General features: G+C 71.5%; 16 protein-coding genes. 9 read left to right on the top strand and 7 right to left on the bottom strand.

Annotated elements, in window-relative coordinates:
• Positions 1 to 103: 103 nt before the first annotated feature.
• Positions 104 to 1,420, bottom strand: a complete 1,317-nt coding sequence (locus tag ACFW5B_RS08120) for an SWF or SNF family helicase (RefSeq protein WP_386434978.1) — start codon at positions 1,418 to 1,420, stop codon at positions 104 to 106.
• Positions 1,417 to 4,437 carry an SNF2-related protein gene (locus tag ACFW5B_RS08115; RefSeq protein WP_386434975.1) on the bottom strand — a complete coding sequence of 1,007 codons (3,021 nt, stop codon included), beginning with the start codon at positions 4,435 to 4,437 and terminating at the stop codon, positions 1,417 to 1,419. Before ACFW5B_RS08115 ends, ACFW5B_RS08120 begins: the two co-directional genes overlap by 4 nt.
• A 154-nt stretch (positions 4,438 to 4,591) precedes the next feature.
• On the opposite strand from ACFW5B_RS08115, the gene ACFW5B_RS08110 reads away from it, so the two are divergent.
• Positions 4,592 to 4,774, top strand: a complete 183-nt coding sequence (locus ACFW5B_RS08110; protein WP_386434972.1) for a hypothetical protein — start codon at positions 4,592 to 4,594, stop codon at positions 4,772 to 4,774.
• 169 nt (positions 4,775 to 4,943) lie between these two features.
• Here the strand turns inward: ACFW5B_RS08110 and ACFW5B_RS08105 are convergent, their stop codons facing one another.
• Positions 4,944 to 5,726, bottom strand: a complete 783-nt coding sequence (locus ACFW5B_RS08105; RefSeq protein WP_386434969.1) for a hypothetical protein — start codon at positions 5,724 to 5,726, stop codon at positions 4,944 to 4,946.
• A gap of 89 nt (positions 5,727 to 5,815) precedes the next feature.
• Between ACFW5B_RS08105 and ACFW5B_RS08100 the strand changes: the two genes are divergently transcribed.
• Together ACFW5B_RS08100 and ACFW5B_RS08095 are read left to right on the top strand one after the other, a co-directional pair.
• Positions 5,816 to 6,262 carry a hypothetical protein gene (locus ACFW5B_RS08100; RefSeq protein WP_386434967.1) on the top strand — a complete coding sequence of 149 codons (447 nt, stop codon included), beginning with the start codon at positions 5,816 to 5,818 and terminating at the stop codon, positions 6,260 to 6,262.
• Between the two features lie 101 nt (positions 6,263 to 6,363).
• Positions 6,364 to 7,260 (top strand): oxygenase MpaB family protein, encoded by an 897-nt coding sequence (locus ACFW5B_RS08095; RefSeq protein WP_386434964.1) that lies wholly within the window; start codon positions 6,364 to 6,366, stop codon positions 7,258 to 7,260.
• Positions 7,261 to 7,331: 71 nt separating this feature from the next.
• Here ACFW5B_RS08095 and ACFW5B_RS08090 read toward each other — a convergent pair whose 3' ends face one another.
• Positions 7,332 to 7,943: a class I SAM-dependent methyltransferase gene (locus ACFW5B_RS08090; protein ID WP_386434961.1), complete on the bottom strand. Its 612-nt coding sequence runs from the start codon at positions 7,941 to 7,943 to the stop codon at positions 7,332 to 7,334.
• A 336-nt stretch (positions 7,944 to 8,279) separates the two neighbouring features.
• Here ACFW5B_RS08090 and ACFW5B_RS08085 point away from each other — a divergent pair, with 336 nt between their 5' ends.
• A complete protein-coding gene (locus tag ACFW5B_RS08085) occupies positions 8,280 to 8,894 on the top strand; it encodes an ATP/GTP-binding protein (protein WP_386434959.1) in 615 nt (204 codons plus the stop codon).
• A gap of 49 nt (positions 8,895 to 8,943) precedes the next feature.
• Here the strand turns inward: ACFW5B_RS08085 and ACFW5B_RS08080 are convergent, their stop codons facing one another.
• Positions 8,944 to 9,372 carry a PPOX class F420-dependent oxidoreductase gene (locus ACFW5B_RS08080; protein ID WP_386434956.1) on the bottom strand — a complete coding sequence of 143 codons (429 nt, stop codon included), beginning with the start codon at positions 9,370 to 9,372 and terminating at the stop codon, positions 8,944 to 8,946.
• 169 nt (positions 9,373 to 9,541) lie between these two features.
• Here ACFW5B_RS08080 and ACFW5B_RS08075 point away from each other — a divergent pair, with 169 nt between their 5' ends.
• On the top strand, positions 9,542 to 9,949 hold the full coding sequence (locus ACFW5B_RS08075) for a roadblock/LC7 domain-containing protein (RefSeq protein ID WP_386434953.1): 408 nt from the start codon (positions 9,542 to 9,544) through the stop codon (positions 9,947 to 9,949).
• Positions 9,950 to 10,028: 79 nt separating this feature from the next.
• The gene (locus ACFW5B_RS08070; protein ID WP_386434950.1) at positions 10,029 to 10,925 is read left to right on the top strand and encodes a DUF6397 family protein; all 897 of its coding nucleotides are present in this window, start codon (positions 10,029 to 10,031) and stop codon (positions 10,923 to 10,925) included.
• Here ACFW5B_RS08070 and ACFW5B_RS08065 read toward each other — a convergent pair.
• Together ACFW5B_RS08065 and ACFW5B_RS08060 are read right to left on the bottom strand one after the other, a co-directional pair.
• On the bottom strand, positions 10,856 to 11,725 hold the full coding sequence (locus ACFW5B_RS08065; RefSeq protein ID WP_386434947.1) for an acyl-CoA thioesterase: 870 nt from the start codon (positions 11,723 to 11,725) through the stop codon (positions 10,856 to 10,858). The two genes, ACFW5B_RS08070 and ACFW5B_RS08065, sit on opposite strands and share 70 nt — an antisense overlap.
• Positions 11,726 to 11,774: 49 nt before the next feature.
• The gene (locus tag ACFW5B_RS08060) at positions 11,775 to 14,288 is read right to left on the bottom strand and encodes a DEAD/DEAH box helicase (RefSeq protein WP_386434945.1); all 2,514 of its coding nucleotides are present in this window, start codon (positions 14,286 to 14,288) and stop codon (positions 11,775 to 11,777) included.
• Positions 14,289 to 15,275: 987 nt separating this feature from the next.
• On the opposite strand from ACFW5B_RS08060, the gene ACFW5B_RS08055 reads away from it, so the two are divergent.
• The 3 genes from ACFW5B_RS08055 to ACFW5B_RS08045 all read left to right on the top strand — a co-directional run bounded on the left by ACFW5B_RS08055 (position 15,276) and on the right by ACFW5B_RS08045 (position 18,496).
• On the top strand, positions 15,276 to 16,067 hold the full coding sequence (locus ACFW5B_RS08055) for a metal-dependent hydrolase (protein ID WP_386434942.1): 792 nt from the start codon (positions 15,276 to 15,278) through the stop codon (positions 16,065 to 16,067).
• A gap of 430 nt (positions 16,068 to 16,497) precedes the next feature.
• Positions 16,498 to 17,016, top strand: coding sequence for a DUF1203 domain-containing protein (locus tag ACFW5B_RS08050; RefSeq protein WP_386434939.1), 519 nt, complete (start codon positions 16,498 to 16,500; stop codon positions 17,014 to 17,016).
• A gap of 274 nt (positions 17,017 to 17,290) precedes the next feature.
• A complete protein-coding gene (locus tag ACFW5B_RS08045) occupies positions 17,291 to 18,496 on the top strand; it encodes a glycosyltransferase (protein WP_386435183.1) in 1,206 nt (401 codons plus the stop codon).
• The last annotated feature ends 201 nt before the right edge of the window (positions 18,497 to 18,697 follow it).

Below are 18,697 nucleotides of genomic sequence, written 5' to 3'. Positions count from 1 at the left end.
CCGGATGGGGAGGATTGACCACACGGGGCGGTGTGCGGGGGCGGGCCGTCCGTCCCGGCGTCAACGGCCGTCCCTGCGTGGCTGACCGCCCCCGTCCCCCGCCTCACCCCTCCGCCGACAACCCCGCCAGCGCGCCCGCCGGATCGTCCGCGGCCGGACCCGCGGGCATCCACTGGCCGCCCTCCTTGCGATACGGCCACCAGCGGCCGTCCCGCCCGTAGCGCAACTGAGCCGTCCCGCCCACCACCGTCCAGCGGTTACGGATCGCCCGCAGCCGCGGCCGGGTCCCGTCGTCCTCCCACGCGGCCGCCAGCCGGGCGGTGGCCCGTGCCAGCGCCTCGGGCTCCGGCGTCCAGTCCTCCTCCAGGACCGCGAGCCCCGCCGCGCCGCCCAGCTCCCAGGCCCGTACGGCCGCCGCCAGACCCCGTCCGTCACGCCCCGAACCGGCCGCCAGCCGCGCCGATATGGCCGCCCCGGGACCGGCCGCCGCCAGCCGCACCGCGTCCTGGGCAGGTGTCAGGACGGGCGGCGGCGCACTCTCGGAGTGCCCGTCGGACAGCGCATCGGCCAGCAACCCCCGGGCCCGCGCCGCCGCGTCCCCGATGAGGAACTCCAGCGCGGCCACGTCCACCCCGGGCGCGGGCGGGGTGCCGCCACCGAGCGCCGGCGGGGCACCCGGCGCGTCGACCGGCGGGGGCGGCGCCGGCAGCGGCGGCAGAATGTCGCGCGCCGCGTACGCCTCCACCGCCGGCACCCCCGCGCCGGACCGCTCCGCCGCCGCCTCCGCGCCCGACGGCGCCTCCGCCCGCGACGCGCTGCGCGCCTGCAGCTCGTCCAGCAGCTCCCGCTCGCTGCGGCCGCGCATCAGCAGCAGGACGAACGGGTCCTGGTCCAGCAGCCGCGCCAACTGGTAGCACAGCGCCGCCGAATGCGCGCAGTGGTCCCACGCCCCGCAGCTGCACTCCGCGTCCAGGTCACCGATGCCCGGCAGGAGTTCGACCCCGGCCGCGGCGGCGTCCTCGACGAGCACCGGCGGCATGTCACGGTCCAGCAGCGCCGCGAGGTGCCCGGCCCGGTCCGCGACCAGGTCCAGGAAGCGGTCCCAGTCCGCCGGGCACAACTCCTGCAGCAGCACATCGGACCGGTGCCGCGTGTGGTCGCGGTCCTGCACCACCGCGGTGATCCGGCCCGGCCGCACCGACACCGCGCCGACCGCACCGGCCCGCGCATGCCGCCGGCCCAGCTTCACCTGCTGACCGTCCAGTGCGGTGTCCTCCAGCGCCTTGAGCCACGCCTGCCCCCACCAGCTCCGGGCAAAGGCCCGCCCACGCGCCGCGGGCAGCGCCTCGAACGTCCGCTCCGCACCGGCGGAAGCCCCCTCGTCCCGGTACACCGGCCCCTCGTCTCCAGACGTGTTCATCGCTCGTTCCCCCGCAGTGCGACCAGCTCCGCCAGTTCGGCGTCGCCGAGTTCGGTCAGCGCGGCCTCGCCGGAACCGAGTACCGCATCGGCCAACTGCTGCTTACGGGAGAGCATTTCGGCGATCCGGTCCTCGATCGTGCCCTCCGTGATGATCCGGTGGACCTGTACCGGCTGGGTCTGCCCGATGCGGTAGGCGCGGTCGGTGGCCTGCGCCTCCACGGCCGGATTCCACCAGCGGTCGAAGTGCACGACATGCGCCGCCCTGGTGAGGTTCAGCCCGGTACCCGCCGCCTTCAACGACAGCAGGAACACCGGCGCCGCCCCGTCCTGGAAGCGCCGCACCATCTCCTCGCGCCGCGCCACCGGCGTCCCGCCGTGCAGGAACTGCGTGGGCACCCCGCGCGCCGCCAGGTGCCCCTCCAACAGCCGTGCCATCTGCACGTATTGGGTGAACACCAGCACGCTCGCACCCTCGGCGAGGATGGTGTCCAGCAACTCGTCCAGCAGCTCGACCTTCCCCGAACGCCCCGCGATCCGCACCGCTTCCGCCACCCGGCCCGGACCGCTCTCCTTGAGGTACTGCGCCGGGTGGTTGCAGATCTGCTTGAGCGAGGTGAGCAGTTTGACCACCAGGCCCCGGCGGGCGAACCCGTCCGCCCCGGCGATCTCGTCGAGCCCCTCGCGCACCACGGCCTCGTACAGCCCGGCCTGCTCCTGGGTCAGCGCCACCGCACGGTCGGTCTCCGTCTTGGGCGGCAGCTCCGGCGCGATCCCCGGGTCGGACTTGCGGCGGCGCAGCAGAAACGGCCGCACCAGCCGGGCGAGCCGCCCGGCTGCCGCCCGCGCCTCCGGGGACGCCGCCGCACCACCCTCGACGGCCTGCGCATAACGCGTACGGAACCGGCCCAGCGGCCCCAGCAGCCCCGGTGTCGTCCAGTCCAGGATCGCCCACAGCTCCGACAGGTTGTTCTCCACCGGGGTACCGGTCAGCGCCACCCGGGCCTTCGCGGGCAGCGTCCGCAGCGCCCTGGCGGTCGCGGAGAAGGGGTTCTTGACGTGCTGCGCCTCATCGGCGACGACCAGCCCCCAGCCCGCCTCCGCCAGCTTCCCGGCATCGAGCCGCATCGTCCCGTACGTGGTGAGCACGATCTCGCCGTCGGCCAATGCGGCCAGACTGCGCCGCCCGGCGTGGAACCGGCGTACCCGTGTGCCCGGCGCGAACTTCTCGATCTCCCGCTGCCAGTTGCCCATGAGGGAAGTGGGACACACCACCAGGGTGGGTCCTGCCGACTCGGGAGCGGTCTGCCGGTGCAGATGCAGCGCGATCAGCGTGATCGTCTTTCCCAGCCCCATGTCGTCGGCGAGACAGGCGCCCAGCCCCAGCGAGGTCATCCGGTGCAGCCAGCCGAGTCCGCGCAGCTGGTAGTCGCGCAGTGTCGCGGTCAGCCCCGGCGGCTGCTCCACGGCCGCGCCGTCGCCGCCCTCCGGGTCGGCGAGCCGGTCGCGCAGCAGGGCCAGCCCGCCGGTGGCCGCCACCTCCACCCGGCCGCCGTCCCCGTCCTCCACACTGCCGGTGAGCGCGGCACCGAGCGCATCGAGCGGTGTGACCTTGCGTTCCTGCCGTTGTCGGGCGGCCCGCACCGCCGCCGGATCGATCAGCGCCCACTGACCGCGCAGCCGCACCAGCGGCCGCCCCGCCTCGGCGAGCCGGTCCAGCTCCGCCCGGTCGATCTCCTCGTCCCCCACCGCGAACCGCCAGCTGAACGAGAGCAGCGCATCCGCCGACAGCAACGACGGCAACGACCCCGCGCCCGTCCCCTCCGCCCCGTCACCGTCTCCCGCGTCGGGCGGCCCCACCACGGCCCGCGCGGTCAGCGTGCGCGCCAGCTCCTTCGGCCAGTGCACCTGCACCCCGGCGGCGGCCAGCGCCCCGGCGGCCGGCCCGAGCAGCTCGGCGATCTCCTCATCGGCGAGTTCCAGCGCGTCGGGCACCGCCGCGGACAGCAACGGGGTCAGCGGCGCCCAGGCATCCGCGGCCCGCCGCAACGTCAGCAGCGTGTCCGTCCGCGCCCGCGCCCCGAACGACTGCCCCGCCGTCGAAGTCCCCGCCCACACCTCCGCGGCATCCGCGACCAGCGCGGGGTCGGTGAGACTGTGCAACTGCAGCACGGCCCTGAACGTGCAACGGGAACCGTCGGGGCTCCCCTCGCCTTCCCCGGCGACCTCCCCGTGCAGCCCGCTTCCGGATGTCCCCGCCTCGTGGGCCCGCTCCTCGTCCGGCTCACCGGGGCCCCTCGCCCCGACGAGCCCACTCAGCTCCTCCGCCTCCGCGCCGTGCACCTCCACCCGCAGTGAGATCCGTACGCCCGCGTCATGCCCCGCGGCGACATCCGCCGCCCAGGCGCGCTGTTCGGGAATGTGCTGCGGAGCGTTCACCGCGAACGCCGGCGCCCCGGTGGCCGGCGCGGCACCGGGGGAGCGCGGCAGCCCGTCCGCCACCGCGTCGAGGAAGGCCCGTACGTGCCGTTCGGGATCCGGCAGCTCCCACGGGGCGGTGTCCGGGAGCGGGGCGGCGTGCGCGTATGGCGGCATCGCGGCGGCGAGATCGCGCAGCCGCGCCAGATCCGCCGGGTCGAGCGGCCCCAGCCGCCAGGCGTCGTATCCGCCCGGACTGACCCCGGGCAGAATCCGTCCACGGGCGGCGAGCTGCAGCGCCAGTACGGACGCCGCTCCCCAGAAGGCGGCAGCCGGATGGGCGCCCCGGCTCGCCCGCGCACGCGTGAGCAGCGGCATCGCCTCGGCCACCGTCAGCACCCGGGCCGGCACCTCGCACCACGCGACCCCGTCGCCGTCATCCGGCAGGACCACGCCGAGCGACGTGTCCCCCACCGTTTCACCATCGGGCCGCCAGAAGGCGATCCGCCCGGCCCGCGGCGGATCCGACGGCAGAAACACGGCTGCGCAGTGCACGAGTGCGGAGCGCTGAGCGGGGGTGACCGCGGGGAGGGATGTCACGTGGTCCCTGACTCCTCAAGTTTGACTACCGGCCCTGGAGCGCCCGAGAGTACAGGACGAAGCACCGCCGGAAGGAACCCGCAGCGCGAAAACGGCGTTCAATGGAGTACACAGAGAGTGGAGCGCGGCATGCGCCGCGGAAGGGGCGTGAAGGATGTCCACACAGGCGAAGGTCGCAGTAGGCGGCGTCGCAGTGGGAGTGATCCTGCTGTGGCTGCTGCCCTTCTGGGCGGCCCTCTTGGTCATGGTCGGAATCCCGGCCGTCGCGTATCTGACACTCGACCCCTCCCAACGGCGCCGTCTCCGCCGCGTCGGCCGCAAGCAGATCGGGCGCTGAGCGGGTTGCCGTGGGCCGGGCGCCGTTCGCCTACGGGCGGTGGTGGCCGGTCGGAGAGGATGCCCGGTAAGCCTCCTCCACCCCCAAAGGGGCGCGGGGAACTGCGCGCCCAGCCACCACCGCACCCGCGGCCGCACAACACCCCGGCCCACGCAAACGGCCCCGCCCGTCAGACCGGCCGCGCCGCCAACTCGTCGAGTGAGGACAGCAGGGCGGGCAGTTCGGGCCCCCGGCCCACCGGATGCACCTCGCCCGGCTCGTCGTCCAGCAGCACGAACGCGATGTCATCGGTACGGGCAACCATGCTCCACCCGGGCCCGTCCACCCGCAGCGTCCGCGCCTCGCCCGCCGCGAACGACGACCGCACCCGTCCGGGCGGCGGCGGATCGTTCACGTAGCCGCGCGCCTCCTCCAGCACCCGCCGCACGCCCTTGTGCGCCGCATCGCCCGGCTCGGCGAAGCTGATGTCGTTCTCCACCTGATCGCGCCACGCCGCCCATTGCATGGCGATCTCGTCCGCACCGAGCCGCCGCTGCGCCGGCCCCCACTCCTCGGCGTCCGGAGGCGCGAGCGGCGCCGGGTCGCCTTCCTCCGGCTCCGGGTCGTGCGGCTGCGGCACACCGGGCGCCGCCACGGCGAGCGCGAGCGGCCAGCCGGGCAGCGCCCCGACGATGCTGTGCTCGTCGGGCGAGAGGTCGTACTCCATACCGCAGTCCCAGGCCGCGATCGCGCAGGCGACCAGCGACACATCCTCCGTGACCACGGTCCAGCGCGCGCCGTCGCCGTCCTGACCGAGGACCAGCCCGTAACCCTCCGCGTACGGTTCGAGGCCCAGTCCCGCGCACACCTCGGGGTAGTCGTCGCCGAGCACGCTCGGGAACTGCGCGGGCGTCAGCAGCACCGCCGTCAGCACGAACAACTCGTCGTTGTCGGCGCTCTCGGTCGTGGGCACGCGGGCCTCCCCATCCGTTCCATTGCGGAGTACGTCGGCGCACCCTAATTCGCTTGGTGCGACCTTGTCACCAGCCATACGCTGCGCGGATGTGTTTTTACAGCCGCCGGATGCACTTCGTGTGCCTGCCCTGCCGGGCCGCGTGGAAGAAGGAGGCGGGCTCCCGGGGGCCCGGCCGCTGCCCGCAGTGCCGGGGTGAGTTGATCGACGCGGGCGCGGACCTGGCGGTGCCCAAGCGGCGCGATGCGGCCGGCTGGCGCGCGCTGGAGGCCGTGCTGTGTGCGGGGCTGACCTTCCACGGCGGATGCTGCGGTACGGGACCGGGTTACCGCCCGCGCACACCGCGCGAGGTCCAGGAGCGGCTGGCGCTCGCGGGCCGCACCGGCATGCCGGTCAGGACCGCGCTGGCCGTGGTGGATGCCACGGTCACCGACCGCTACGGCGCCGACGCGAGGACCCCGGGGCGCGGGACCCGCAGCCGTCACCGGCCGTCCGGTGTGCCCAAGCGCACACAAGAGGGCTCCGGGCGCGACTGATTCCGGCCACGGCGCGGCGCGATCCGGCGCCCGCAGAGCCGTTCAAGTGCCGTCCCCGCCCCTAAAATTAACCCTTCGGCGAACGAAGGGACGGTTGTCAGGTGCGGCGCTACGACTGGTTGCGGGAGATCCGGCGGCTCGACCCGGAGCGCGACTTCCTGCGGATCTACCGCATCACCGCGACGCATGAGTTCCCCTGGGACTTCACCCGGGCCCTGGAGCTGGCGCTCTACCGCACCTATGCCGTGCCGAGCATCGGCCGTCTGCTCGCCGAGACGGCGGAGCTGACGGACCGTACGCAAAAGCGCTACGACGACACCGCGCTCCTCCTGGACGGCGTCGTCGAGCACGGCTTCGACAGCGACGACGGCCGGACCGCGATCCGGCGGATCAACCAGATGCACCGCAGCTATGACATCAGCAACGAGGACATGCGCTATGTGCTGTGCACCTTCGTGGTGATGCCCAAGCGCTGGCTCGACGAGTACGGCTGGCGACGGCTGAGCGCCCATGAGCAGCAGGCCGTCGCCGCCTACTACCGGACGCTCGGCCGCCACATGGGCATCTCCGGACTCCCGCAGACCTACGAGGACTTCGAGCAGTGCCTCGACGCCTATGAGCAGGCGCACTTCGGCTGGGACGAGGGCGCACGGAGGGTCTCGGACGCGACCCTGGACCTGATGGCGGGGTGGTACGGCCCCCTCGCCCCGGTGGTGCGCGGCGCCAGCATGGCCCTCCTGGACGACTCGCTGCTGGACGCCTTCCGGTACGAGCGGCCCAAGCCCGCGGTCCAGAAGACGGTGCGCACCGCCCTGAAGCTGCGTGCTCGGGCCGTACGGCTGATGCCACCTCGCCGCACCCCGCACTACGCCCGCCAGAACCCCGAGATCAAGGGGTATCCGAACGGGTTCCGGCTGGCCGAGCTCGGTACCTTCCCCGCCTCCCGCCGCACCGGCAGCTGCCTGGTTCCGCACGGGGAGGATTCGGCGGGCTCCTGAGGCACCGGTGCCGTCCCACGGCGTCCCGCCCGGCGGACGGCGTGGCGTCATCCCCGGCGGGCCGTGCCGCGTCACCCCCGGCGGACCGCCAGCGCCAGGTAGCGGGCGTCCTCGTCCTCGTACCTGATGAGGTCCCAGCCGGCGCGGGCGAGCAGGGGCCGCAGATTCGGCTCCGCACGCAGGTCGCCGGGTGTGATCCGACGGCCCTTGCGCGCGGCGAGGGCCGCCCGCCCGATGGGGTGGAAGAGCGCCAGACGGCCACCGGGGCGCACGGCCCTGGCCAGTTCGGCGAGGCCGCCCGCCGAGTCCGGCAGATGGGAGAGGAGCCCCGCGGCGAAGACGGCGTCCAGCGCGGCGTCGGGCAGCGGGAGCCGGGCCACGTCCGCCAGCAGCAGCGCCGCGTGACGGGCCCGCCCGGCCTCCACGGCGGCTCGCAGCATCTCGGGCGTGAGGTCGGCGCCCAGCACCGTGCCACGCGGTCCCACGGCCGCCCGCAGCGCGGGCAGCGCGCGCCCCGTACCGCAGCCGGCGTCCAGGACACGGTCCCCCTCCTGGAGGGCGAGTTCGGCGACGCCTGCCTCATAGGCGGGGCCGTCGTCGGGGAACTTCGTGTCCCAGGCCGCGGCGCGTGCCGCGAAGAACGCCCGGACCTCGTGCGGACGGTCGGCGCGGTGATCGCTCATCGGGCTCCTCCAGGAGTGGGACGGCCGGCGGGGGAGGGGGCCCATCTTGCCGCACCGGCCCGGCCGTGCACGGGGCGCACGCCCGCCGAGGACGGAACGGACTCCCGGCGGCGGATGCCTCGCGAAGCTCCAACTATCACGAATCCGGGGCTTGATGGGTTTCTTGATCGGAAGACGTGACCGCTTTGGCGAATCCGCGGAAATCGCCGTCAACGGGCGGTACGGTCCTCGCCATGGATTGCGGACGGCCTTCTGCCGCCGCAGGCTCCCCTCGTCGAGCCATGGATCCGCATACCCCGTGACGCGCAGGACCCTGCTTCCTGGAGGAGACGGCCGATGAACGCCGCACAAGGGGCCCCGGAGGGCGCAGCCTCGGGCCTCGACGCCGAGTTGAACCTGAAGATCTTAGTCGCGGGCGGCTTCGGTGTGGGCAAGACAACCCTGGTGGGCTCGGTCAGCGAGATTCACCCGCTGCGTACGGAGGAACGTCTCAGCGAGGCCGGCGAGACGGTCGACGACACCGTGGGAGTGGGCCGCAAGGGCACCACCACCGTGGCGATGGACTTCGGCCGCATCACCATCCGGGAGGGCCTGTCCCTCTACCTCTTCGGCACCCCGGGACAGGACCGCTTCTGGTTCCTGTGGGACGACCTGTCGGAAGGCGCGCTGGGCGCCGTCGTCCTGGCCGACACCCGGCGTCTGCAGGACTGCTTCCCGGCGGTCGACTACTTCGAGCGCCGCGCGATCCCGTTCCTGGTGGCCGTCAACTGCTTCGCGGAGTGCCGGTCCTACGGCGCGGACGAGGTGGCCCGCGCGCTGGACCTGGACCGTGGCACCCCCGTCGTGCTCTGTGACGCGAGGGACCGGGACTCCGGCAAGGAGGTACTGGTGCGGCTCGTCGAGCACGCGGGGCGGCGGCACTCCGCGAAGGTGCTGGATTCGGTGGGATGACCGGCCGCGGCGCGGGGCGCCGTGCCGGACGGCCCGCGCCGCGCAGTCCTCAGCTCGCCAGGGCCGCCACGGCGATGACCTTGTCGATCCTGACCCGCACCAGCACCTCGCCCGGAACGCCGTTGCGTGCCCCGAACTCCTCCGCCCGCTCCTCGCCCATGTAACGGGCCGCGATCCGGGTCGCCCAGTGACGGACCTCCGGCAGATCGCTGCTGACCTCCGCAGTTCCCTGGACCACGGCGAAGGAGAACGGCGGCCGGTCGTCATCGACGCACAGCGCCACCCTGCCGTCGCGGGCGAGGTTACGTCCCTTGACGGTTCCCTCCCCGGTGTTGAACACCAACTCGTCACCGTCCAGGAGGAACCACACCGGTGCGACGTGCGGCGCGCCGTCCTCCCGGACGGTCGCCAGCTTGCCGGTACGGGTGCCTTCGGAAAGGAACCTCTGCCACTCGTCCTTCGTCATCTTGTGTGCCATGCCGACATCTTCGGCCATGCGGCACGAACCGGTCCGGCGTGGCGCGCCGTACCGCGGGGCCGCTTGCCGAGACGGCGGAGGTGGGACAGGCTGGCAGGACGGCCTTCGAACGGACCACGGGCCGCGGTCCGGCCAGGAGTGCGGGCCACGACACGGGGAGGAAGCAGCAATGGCATTGAGCAGCGGACTCGACTGGCTGCTGGACGACCTGACCAAAAGGGTGGAGAAGGTACGGCACGTCTTGGTGCTGTCCAACGACGGCCTGGTGACCGGGGCCAGCGAGAAACTGCAGCGGGACGACGCCGAGCATCTCGCGGCGGTCGCCTCGGGACTGCACAGCCTCGCGAAGGGCTCGGCGCTCCACTTCGGCGTCGGCCGGGTGCGCCAGACCATGGTCGAGTACGACGACGGGGTGTTGTTCGTGACGGCGGCGGGGGACGGCAGCTGCCTCTGCGTGCTGGCCGGCGCCGATGCCGACCTGGGCCAGGTCGCCTACGAAATGACGCTGCTGGTCAATCGTGTCGGTGAGCATCTGGGCGTCGCGGCCCGCCAGCCGGAAAGTTATCCACAGGTCTGAGGCGGGGGTTGACCCACTGTCACCGCCCGCGGCTAAAGTCGTCACTGTCAGTGATCGATCGAGTTGCGGGGGAAATGACATGACAGTGATGTGCGACGGGCAGCAGACCCTCACGATGGGGCGAGCCGCCCGCGAACTGGAGCTGAGGAACGGCGAGTTCGAGCTCGCCACCCAGCTCGGAAAGGTGCGGACGGTCCCCTCCGGGACCGGCGGCCGCCCGGGAGCCGCCGGATCGCTCGGCCGACGCCGGGTCCCGGCGGAGGAGATCACCCGCCTGCAGGCCGAGCCCGGCTTCCCGGACGCGCTCCGCGAACGCATCCGCACGGTCAGCACCAACGAAGCAGCCGCGCTGATGGGCATCGGCCCCGGACGCGTCCTGCGCCTGACCCGGGCCGGCTGCTTCGGCCCCGTCAGGTTCTACGTGAACCGCTTCGGCGCGGTGGTCTGGCTCTATCTCGCCGCCGAGGTCGCCGACTTCGCCGACCGCGAACCCGACCTCATGCGGGGCAACACCCCCGCCGCGATGCGGGTGATGCTCGACAGCGGACAGGACTGGCGGGCCCGCCAGTGGCGCAGCCGACGGGTCGCCCAGCTCATGCGGCAGACCCAGGATCCCTGGGAAGCGGCAGCGGTGATCGCCGCCGTACTGCCCCCGGAGGAGCTGGCCTCGGTGGCCGAGGACCCGCGCGAGCGGTCCCTGCTGCGCAGCCTCAGGCCCGTTATGGCATCCGTGATCACGGTGACCCCGGCCGCCCGGGATTCCTACGAACGCGTGCTGACGGCCGACGAGTTCGATGAAGTCATGTGGTACCGCGTCAACCTCTCCCGGGAACTCGAAACGGCCCGCAGGGAAGACCCGGGACGCCTGCGGACACCCGCCACCGCGCCCTCCGCCGCCCGCCCGGGTCAGCCGCCGAGCTTCCGGAACAGTCCCTCCTGGACGACCGAGACCAGCAGCTTGCCCTCCCGGTCGTAGATCCGCCCGCGGGCCAGCCCCCGGCCTCCGGTGGCGATCGGCGACTCCTGGTCGTAGAGAAACCACTCGTCCGCGCGGAACGGACGGTGAAACCACATCGCATGGTCGAGCGACGCCATGTCGAACCCGCGCGGACCCCAGAGCGGTTCGACGGGGATGCGGACGGCGTCCAGCAGCGTCATGTCGCTGGCGTAGGTCAGCGCGCAGGTGTGGACGAGCGGATCGTCCCCCAGCGGTCCGACCGCACGCATCCACACCGCGCTGCGCGGCTCCGCACCCTCGATCTCGTCCGGCGTCCAGCGCAGCCGGTCGACATACCGGATCTCGAACGGCATCCTGCGCGCCATCCGCTCCAGCCCCTCGGGCAGGCCGCGCAGGCGCTCCCGGACCTCGTCCGCGACCGTCGGCAGATCCTCCGGGCCGGGCACCGCCCGGCGCATCGGCAACTGATGATCGAAGCCGGGCTCCGGCTTGTGGAAGGAGGCGGTCAGATTGAAGATCGTGCGTCCGTGTTGGACGGCGACCACCCGCCGTGTGGTGAAGGACCGCCCGTCGCGGACCCGCTCGACCTGGTACACGATCGGCACGCCCGGCCGGCCGGGCCGCAGAAAGTACGCATGGAGCGAATGGACCGGGCGGTCCCCTTCCGTGGTCCGCCCGGCCGCCACCAACGCCTGGCCCGCAACCTGCCCGCCGAAGACCCGCTGCAGCGATTCCTGGGGACTGCGGCCCCGGAAGATGTTCACCTCGATCTGCTCGAGATCCAGCAGATCGACCAGCCTCTCGGCAGGATTGGTCATGACCGGTGGCCCTCCGTCGCATCCCTCGGCGCCTTCGGCCGAAGCCGCCTCACAACTGCCCCACGTCCGTGACCCGCACGACCGCGCGCCCCTCCTCGTCCGAGGCGGCCAGATCCACCTCCGCGGAGATGCCCCAGTCGTGATCACCGTTCGGGTCGGCGAAAGTCTGCCGCACCTTCCACAGCCCGTGCGCGGTGTCCTCCTGAATCTGCAGCAGCTTCGGGCCGCGCGCATCCGGGCCGGTGCCCAGCTCGTCGTACTCGTCCCAGTAGGCGTCCAGGGCCTCGCCCCAGGCGTCCGCGTCCCAGCCGGACTCGGCATCCATCTCGCCGAGCTCCTCGGCCTTGTCCAGCGCCGCCAGCTCCACCCGCCGGAACATCGCATTGCGCACCAGCACCCGGAACGCCCGCGCATTGGCCGTGACGGGACGGACCTGATCCGCCCGCTCCGCGGCCTGTTCCGCCGTCTCCACCTCCGGATTGGCGAGCTGCTCCCACTCGTCCAGCAGACTGGAGTCGACCTGCCGCACCATCTCGCCAAGCCAGGCGATGATGTCCTCGAAGTCCTCGGACTTCAGATCGTCCGGCACGGTGTGGTCCAGCGCCTTGAACGCACTCGCCAGGTAGCGCAGCACGATCCCCTCGGTACGAGCCAGCTCGTAGAAGGACGTGAACTCCGTGAAGGTCATGGCCCGTTCGTACATATCGCGGATGACCGACTTCGGAGACAGCGGATGGTCGCCGACCCACGGGTGACTCTTGCGGTAGAGCCCGTAGGCGTGGAAGAGCAGCTCCTCCAGCGGCTTGGGGTACTCGACGTCCATGAGCCGTTCCATGCGCTCTTCGTACTCGACGCCGTCCGCCTTCATCTGGGCGACCGCCTCGCCCCGTGCCTTGTTCTGCTGCGCGGCCAGGATCTGCCGCGGATCGTCCAGCGTGGACTCCACCACCGAGACCATGTCCAGCGCGTAGGACGGCGACTCGGGGTCCAGCAGGTCGAACGCGGCCAGCGCGAACGTCGACAGCGGCTGGTTGAGTGCGAAGTCCTGCTGGAGGTCGACGGTCAGCCGGACGATCCGGCCCTCCGCGTCCGGCTCCGCCAGCCGCTCCACGATCCCGCCGTCCACCAGCGAGCGGTAGATCGCGATGGCTCGCCGGATGTGCCGGATCTGGTTCTTGCGCGGCTCATGGTTGTCCTCGAGGAGCTTGCGCATCGCGTCGAAGGCATTCCCCGGCCGGGCGATCACGGACAGCAGCATCGCGTGCGTCACCCGGAACCGGGAGTTCAGCGGCTCGGGTTCGGAAGCGATCAGCTTCTCGAAGGTGTTCTCACCCCAGTTGACGAAGCCCTCCGGCGCCTTCTTGCGCACCACCTTCCGGCGCTTCTTGGGGTCGTCGCCCGCCTTCGCCAGCGCCTTCTCGTTCTCCACGACATGCTCGGGAGCCTGCGCGACCACAAAGCCCGCCGTGTCGAAGCCCGCCCGCCCGGCGCGGCCGGCGATCTGATGGAACTCCCGCGCCCGCAGCGTCCGCACCCGCGAGCCGTCATACTTGGTCAGCGCGGTGAACAACACCGTACGGATGGGGACATTCACGCCCACACCAAGGGTGTCCGTACCGCAGATCACCTTCAGCAGCCCCGCCTGCGCCAGCTTCTCGACGAGCCTGCGGTACTTCGGCAGCATGCCGGCGTGGTGCACGCCGATGCCGTGGCGGACGTACCGCGACAGGTTCCGGCCGAACTTCGTGGTGAACCGGAAGTTCCCGATGAGCTGAGCGATCTCGTCCTTCTCGGCCCGCGTACACATATTGATGCTCATCAGGGCCTGCGCCCGCTCCACGGCGGCGGCCTGCGTGAAGTGCACGATGTAAACGGGGGACTGGCGGGTCTCCAGCAGCTCGGTGAGCGTCTCCGTGAGCGCCGTCGTGCGGTACTCGTACGACAGCGGCACCGGCCGCGTGGCCGACCGCACCACCGACGTCGGCTTCCCCGTGCGCCGGGTCAGGTCCTCCTCGAAGCGCGACATGTCGCCGAGCGTCGCCGACATCAGAATGAACTGCGCCTGCGGCAGTTCGAGCAGCGGGATCTGCCAGGCCCAGCCGCGGTCCGGCTCGGCATAGAAATGGAACTCGTCCATCACGACCTGGCCGATGTCGGCGTCCTTGCCGTCCCGCAGCGCTATCGACGCGAGCACCTCGGCGGTGCAGCAGATGACCGGTGCGTCGGCGTTGACCGATGCGTCACCGGTGAGCATGCCGACGTTCTCGGTGCCGAACAGCTTGCACAGATCGAAGAACTTCTCCGAGACCAGCGCCTTGATGGGGGCGGTGTAGAAGGTGACCTGATCATTGGCGAGGGCGGTGAAGTGCGCACCGGCCGCCACCAGGCTCTTACCGGAGCCGGTGGGGGTGGACAGGATGACGTTCGCCCCCGAGACCACCTCGATCAGCGCCTCCTCCTGGGCAGGGTAGAGCGAGATGCCCTGCTGCTCGGCCCAGCCCGAAAAGGCTTCGAAGAGGGCATCGGGGTCGGCGTCGTTCGGCAGATGATCGATGAGGGTCACGCCCCCATACTGCCTGTCTTCGGCCCGGATCAGGGAACCGACGGCCAAGAGAGAGCCCGGCCGGAGACCGACGGCGCTGCAAGCCGGCCGCTCTGGGCGCCGGCCGGACCTGCGAAGATCCCTGCGGCAGCCTTGGTGGCCCGCGCGATATCCGCTCTGAGCTGCGGAAACATGGATCTCGCGAGGTGCGGGCGGATCGTCCCTCGCAGGGGCTTGGGGCTTCCCGGTCCTGAGGGCGGCTAGGCCGCGGTGGGCTGTCGCGGCTCTCAGAAGCCTCGGTGTCGGGGGAGGCATTCACGCAAGGTCTTTACAACCTGTACACGGCTGCATGCGCACTGTCGCTGTCGGCGGTCCTGCCTTGTATGGCGGTGGGCTCGGTGCGTGGCGGAGATCACCTGAGGGTGGCTGAGGCGGCGGCGCCATGGCGCCCGGAGTGCCCGCGCTGATGGGGGGAGGCTGGTGCCGGCTCAGGGGCCGGCGTCGGTTCGGGGGCCGGTGCCGGTTCAGCGTCAGGTGGTGGCGGAGGTGGTGGGCGGGGGTGGGAGGGGGAGGGGGAGCCCCCCCCGGGCCGTCTCTCCGCCCCGCCCGCCCCAGCCACTGGCCCGCCTGCGGCCGCCGCCCCCCAGTTCGTTTGTCACGCCCCACCGCGCACCCCCCCCGCCGACGCCCGTGCCCCAGTCGCGCCCTGTGGGTGCGCCCTGCTGGTGTGTCCTGCCTCAACGACACGCTGCGACCGCCTCACCACCGGCAACTGGCGCTGCATCAGGAAGGTGTGGTGGCGATGAGCTTTCCGTGGGCCCCGCACTCCTCCGGTAGCTGGAGTGGGCTGTCCCGGCCGGGCGGGGAGGGGTTGGCACCCGCTCCTCGGGCGGAGATCATCTGGCGCTACGCTGAGTCGCCGATCGGGCGTCAGTGGCACGGCCTAATGGCGCGAAGGCCAGACATCGCGCAGCGGCATGCGCAAGAGAACAAGGGGTGGAAAGAACCATGATGGGACCGGCGCACTCGCTGTCCGGGGCTGCGGCCTGGCTGGGGGTGGGCGCGGCGGCGGGTGCCGCGGGATACCCGATGCCCTGGCCGGTGCTCGTCTGTGGGGCTCTGATCTGTGCCGGAGCGGCGCTTGCCCCGGACCTCGACCACAAGTCCGCGACCATTTCGCGGGCGTTCGGCCCGCTGTCACGGATGCTGTGCGAGGTGGTCGACGCCATCTCGCACGCGGTCTACAAGGCCACCAAGATGCGCGGTGACTCGAACCGCAATGGAGGTCACCGTACCCTCACCCACACCTGGGTGTGGGCCGTGCTGGTCGGCGGCGGGATGTCGCTACTGGCGATGCAGGGCGGCCGTTGGGCGGTGCTCGGCATCCTCTTCGTTCATATGGTGCTCGCCATCGAGGGGTTGCTGTGGAGGGCGGCACGGGTCTCCAGCGATGTGCTGGTGTGGCTGCTGGGTGCGGCCTCGGCGTGGATCCTGGCCGGCGTTCTCGATCAGCCGGGTAATGGTGCGAGCTGGCTGTTCACCGAGCCGGGGCAGCAATACCTCTGGCTGGGGCTGCCGGTCGTACTCGGCGCGCTGGTCCATGACATCGGCGACGCACTCACCGTCTCTGGCTGCCCCATCCTGTGGCCGATCCCGATAGGCCGTAAGCGCTGGTACCCCGTCGGCCCGCCCAAGGGCATGCGTTTCAAGGCCGGAAGCTGGGTGGAGCTGAAGGTGCTGATGCCGCTGTTCATGGTGCTGGGCGGGATCGGCGGTCTGGGCGCGCTCGGGTACATCTGACCTGTGGGGCGGATTGGACACCTGAGAATGTGAGTCCCCCCGCCGTCTGCGGTGCAGCGCGGTGGGGTGCTGGTGTGGTGGCGAGGGGCCGGCAGCGGGCGGTTCGCCATTGCGCGGCGCTCGTGACCGCAACGGGGATGGCCTGTCGGGCACGGCAGTACGGCGCCGGACCGGTTGCTTGTCGAGTGGATCGACGAGCGGACCTTCGTTTGGCTGCGTGACATTCCTTGCCTGTTTTTCGATGCCTGCGCAGGCACCCTTCCCTTGGTCGCGGCTTCTGCCCTGGATGATCGATTCCCAAGGTCGGCGATCGTAGGCGGCCTGCGTTCAGCCGGTGTGACGTTTCCGGTCAGTCTCCTGCGGGGGCAGGCACCAACGCGACGTCCGTTTCCTGCCGGCACACACACGTGCGTCGGGCCAGCGTGGGCACATGACCAGGTACACCGCGCTCCCCGTTGCTACAGCCGTCCTCAAAGAGTTGCGGGTTGCCGATGACGCGGGCCGCCCCTGCGCCCCGTACATCGCGACCCGCGACGACGTGGGCTCCCCGCTGCGCTGCTGCCTGCGCCCCATCACGCTCGGCGAGCGGATTGCCCTTGTTTCGTACGCCCCGTTGCGTCGTTGGGCCGCCGCGAAAGGTGCCGATCCGGGCGCGTACGACGAACAGGGCCCCGTCTTCATCCACGCCGATGACTGCGGTGGGTTCACCCCCGGCGAGAGCTATCCCTTCGCCCGGCCGGGCGCCCTGCGTACCGTGCGCCGCTATGACGCCCGGGGTCATATCGCAGGTGGCCGCCTTCTGGAGATTCCGGCCGACGCCACGGCCGGCTTCGATGCAGCCTTCGACGATGCTTTCAACGATCCGGACGTGGAGCTCGTGCACATCAGGGCACTGGAATACGGGTGCTTCCACTTCGAGGTGCGACGACTCTCCGCTGAGGAGCAGTAGCCGCCGAGCTACCTGAATGACCGATTTCAAGGCATCGGCTGCCCGCAGGGGACGAAGGGCCCAAAGTTCGGTTGTGACGGCAGACTTGGACTCCCTTGTCACCGCGCCCCACGTGGGTTGGCGATATCAGCCCAAAAGCAAAGGCAAGGAGATCCACCTCTCCTTGCCACTCTTAACTTATAGCGCACAGGGGGCCTTGCGGCAAGCCCCCCGTTGTGCCGCAGAATCGCCCGCCGAAGCGAGTAGTTGCGGAAATGGGTGGGGCGAAGTGCGGGTGTTGTTGTCGACGTATGGGTCGCGTGGGGACGTCGAACCGTTGGTGGGGCTCGCGGTGCGGTTGCGGGAACTCGGGGTGGGGGTGCGGGTGTGTGCGCCGCCGGATGAGGAGTTCGCGGAGCGGCTGGCCGCTGTCGGTGTGCCCATGGTGGCGGTCGGTCCGTCGGCGCGCGAGCTGATGGCTGCGGCACCGCCGCCGTCAGCCCTGCCCCGGTACGCGGCCGAATTGATCGCCGCCCAGTTCGATGTGGTCGCCGCGGCGGCTGAGGGGTGTGAGGTGCTGGTGGCGACGGGCATGCTGCCGGCTGTGGCCGGTGCGCTGTCGGTGGCCGAGAAAATGGGCATCCGCTCCGTGTACGTGACCTTCCAGCAGCTCGACCTGCCGTCGCCGCACCACCCGCCACTGGCGTATCCGGGCCGCCCGTTCCCGCCGGGGGAGACCGACAACCGGGTGCTGTGGGACCTGGATGCCCGGAGCGTCAATGCGCTGTTCGGCGCGGCGCTCAACACGAACCGGGTGGCGAACGGTCTGTCCCCGGTGGACGACGTGCGCGCCTACGTCGTCGGCGACCGGCCGTGGCTGGCGACGGACCCGGTCCTGGACCCGTGGAGGGAGACACCGGACCTCGATGTCGTCCGGACCGGCGCGTGGTTCCTGCCCGATGAACGCCCGCTGCCGGCCGGGTTGGTGGCGTTCCTGGACGCCGGTGAGCCACCGGTATATGTGGGCTTCGGCAGTATGCCCATGCATGCGTCGGCGGATGTCGCCCAGGTGGCCATTGAGTCGGCCCGGGCACAGGGCCGTCGCGCGCTCGTCAGGCGCGGGTGGGCCGAGCTGGCCCTGCTCGACGACCGGGACGACTGCTTCGTTGTCGGCGAGGTGAACCAGCAGGAACTCTTCGGCCGGGTGGCCGCCGTCGTGCACCACGGTGGCGCGGGCACCACCACTACGGCGACCCGGGCCGGTGCGCCGCAGGTGGTCGTACCCCAGGCTGCCGATCAGCCGTACTGGGCCGGACGGGTTGCCGACCTGGGCATCGGGGTGGCACACGACGGTCCTGTGCCGGGCTTCGAGTCGTTGTCGGCCGCGCTCAAGGTGGCGCTGGCACCCGAGACCTGCGCACGAGCGAGGGCCGTGGCCCGCGTGATCAGCTGCGACGGGGCGGCGGCAGCCGCGAAGCTGCTGCTCGACGCGATCAGCTGAGAGAGGTCTTCGCTGCCGGCTTGGCCGCCGGTGTCCGCGTGAATTGTGCCGGGTGCTGAGCCAGTTCGGGAGCGGAGGAACTGAGAACCGAGGTGCTTCGCAGGCCCTTGGCCGCTGATGCCTGCCTGAACGGTGCGCGGGCCGCCGAGCCAGTTCGGGAGCACGAGCGCGCAACCAGGGAGCACCAGCCCCGCAACCCAA

This window comes from Streptomyces sp. NPDC058773 (assembly GCF_042746015.1).
Classification (GTDB): domain Bacteria; phylum Actinomycetota; class Actinomycetes; order Streptomycetales; family Streptomycetaceae; genus Streptomyces.
The sequence above is the reverse complement of the archived record's forward strand: the minus strand, read 5'-3'. Positions and strand labels throughout refer to the sequence as shown.

Excerpts from the sequence above, each read along its gene's own strand:
- ACFW5B_RS08055 (WP_386434942.1), top strand. The coding sequence starts at position 15,276 with ATGATGGGACCGGCGCACTCGCTGTCCGGGGCTGCGGCCTGGCTGGGG.
- ACFW5B_RS08080 (WP_386434956.1), bottom strand. The coding sequence starts at position 9,372 with ATGGCACACAAGATGACGAAGGACGAGTGGCAGAGGTTCCTTTCCGAA.
- ACFW5B_RS08090 (WP_386434961.1), bottom strand. The coding sequence starts at position 7,943 with ATGAGCGATCACCGCGCCGACCGTCCGCACGAGGTCCGGGCGTTCTTC.
- ACFW5B_RS08050 (WP_386434939.1), top strand. The coding sequence starts at position 16,498 with ATGACCAGGTACACCGCGCTCCCCGTTGCTACAGCCGTCCTCAAAGAG.
- ACFW5B_RS08100 (WP_386434967.1), top strand. The coding sequence starts at position 5,816 with ATGTGTTTTTACAGCCGCCGGATGCACTTCGTGTGCCTGCCCTGCCGG.
- ACFW5B_RS08075 (WP_386434953.1), top strand. The coding sequence starts at position 9,542 with ATGGCATTGAGCAGCGGACTCGACTGGCTGCTGGACGACCTGACCAAA.
- ACFW5B_RS08085 (WP_386434959.1), top strand. The coding sequence starts at position 8,280 with ATGAACGCCGCACAAGGGGCCCCGGAGGGCGCAGCCTCGGGCCTCGAC.
- ACFW5B_RS08110 (WP_386434972.1), top strand. The coding sequence starts at position 4,592 with ATGTCCACACAGGCGAAGGTCGCAGTAGGCGGCGTCGCAGTGGGAGTG.
- ACFW5B_RS08070 (WP_386434950.1), top strand. The coding sequence starts at position 10,029 with ATGACAGTGATGTGCGACGGGCAGCAGACCCTCACGATGGGGCGAGCC.
- ACFW5B_RS08065 (WP_386434947.1), bottom strand. The coding sequence starts at position 11,725 with ATGACCAATCCTGCCGAGAGGCTGGTCGATCTGCTGGATCTCGAGCAG.
- ACFW5B_RS08120 (WP_386434978.1), bottom strand. The coding sequence starts at position 1,420 with ATGAACACGTCTGGAGACGAGGGGCCGGTGTACCGGGACGAGGGGGCT.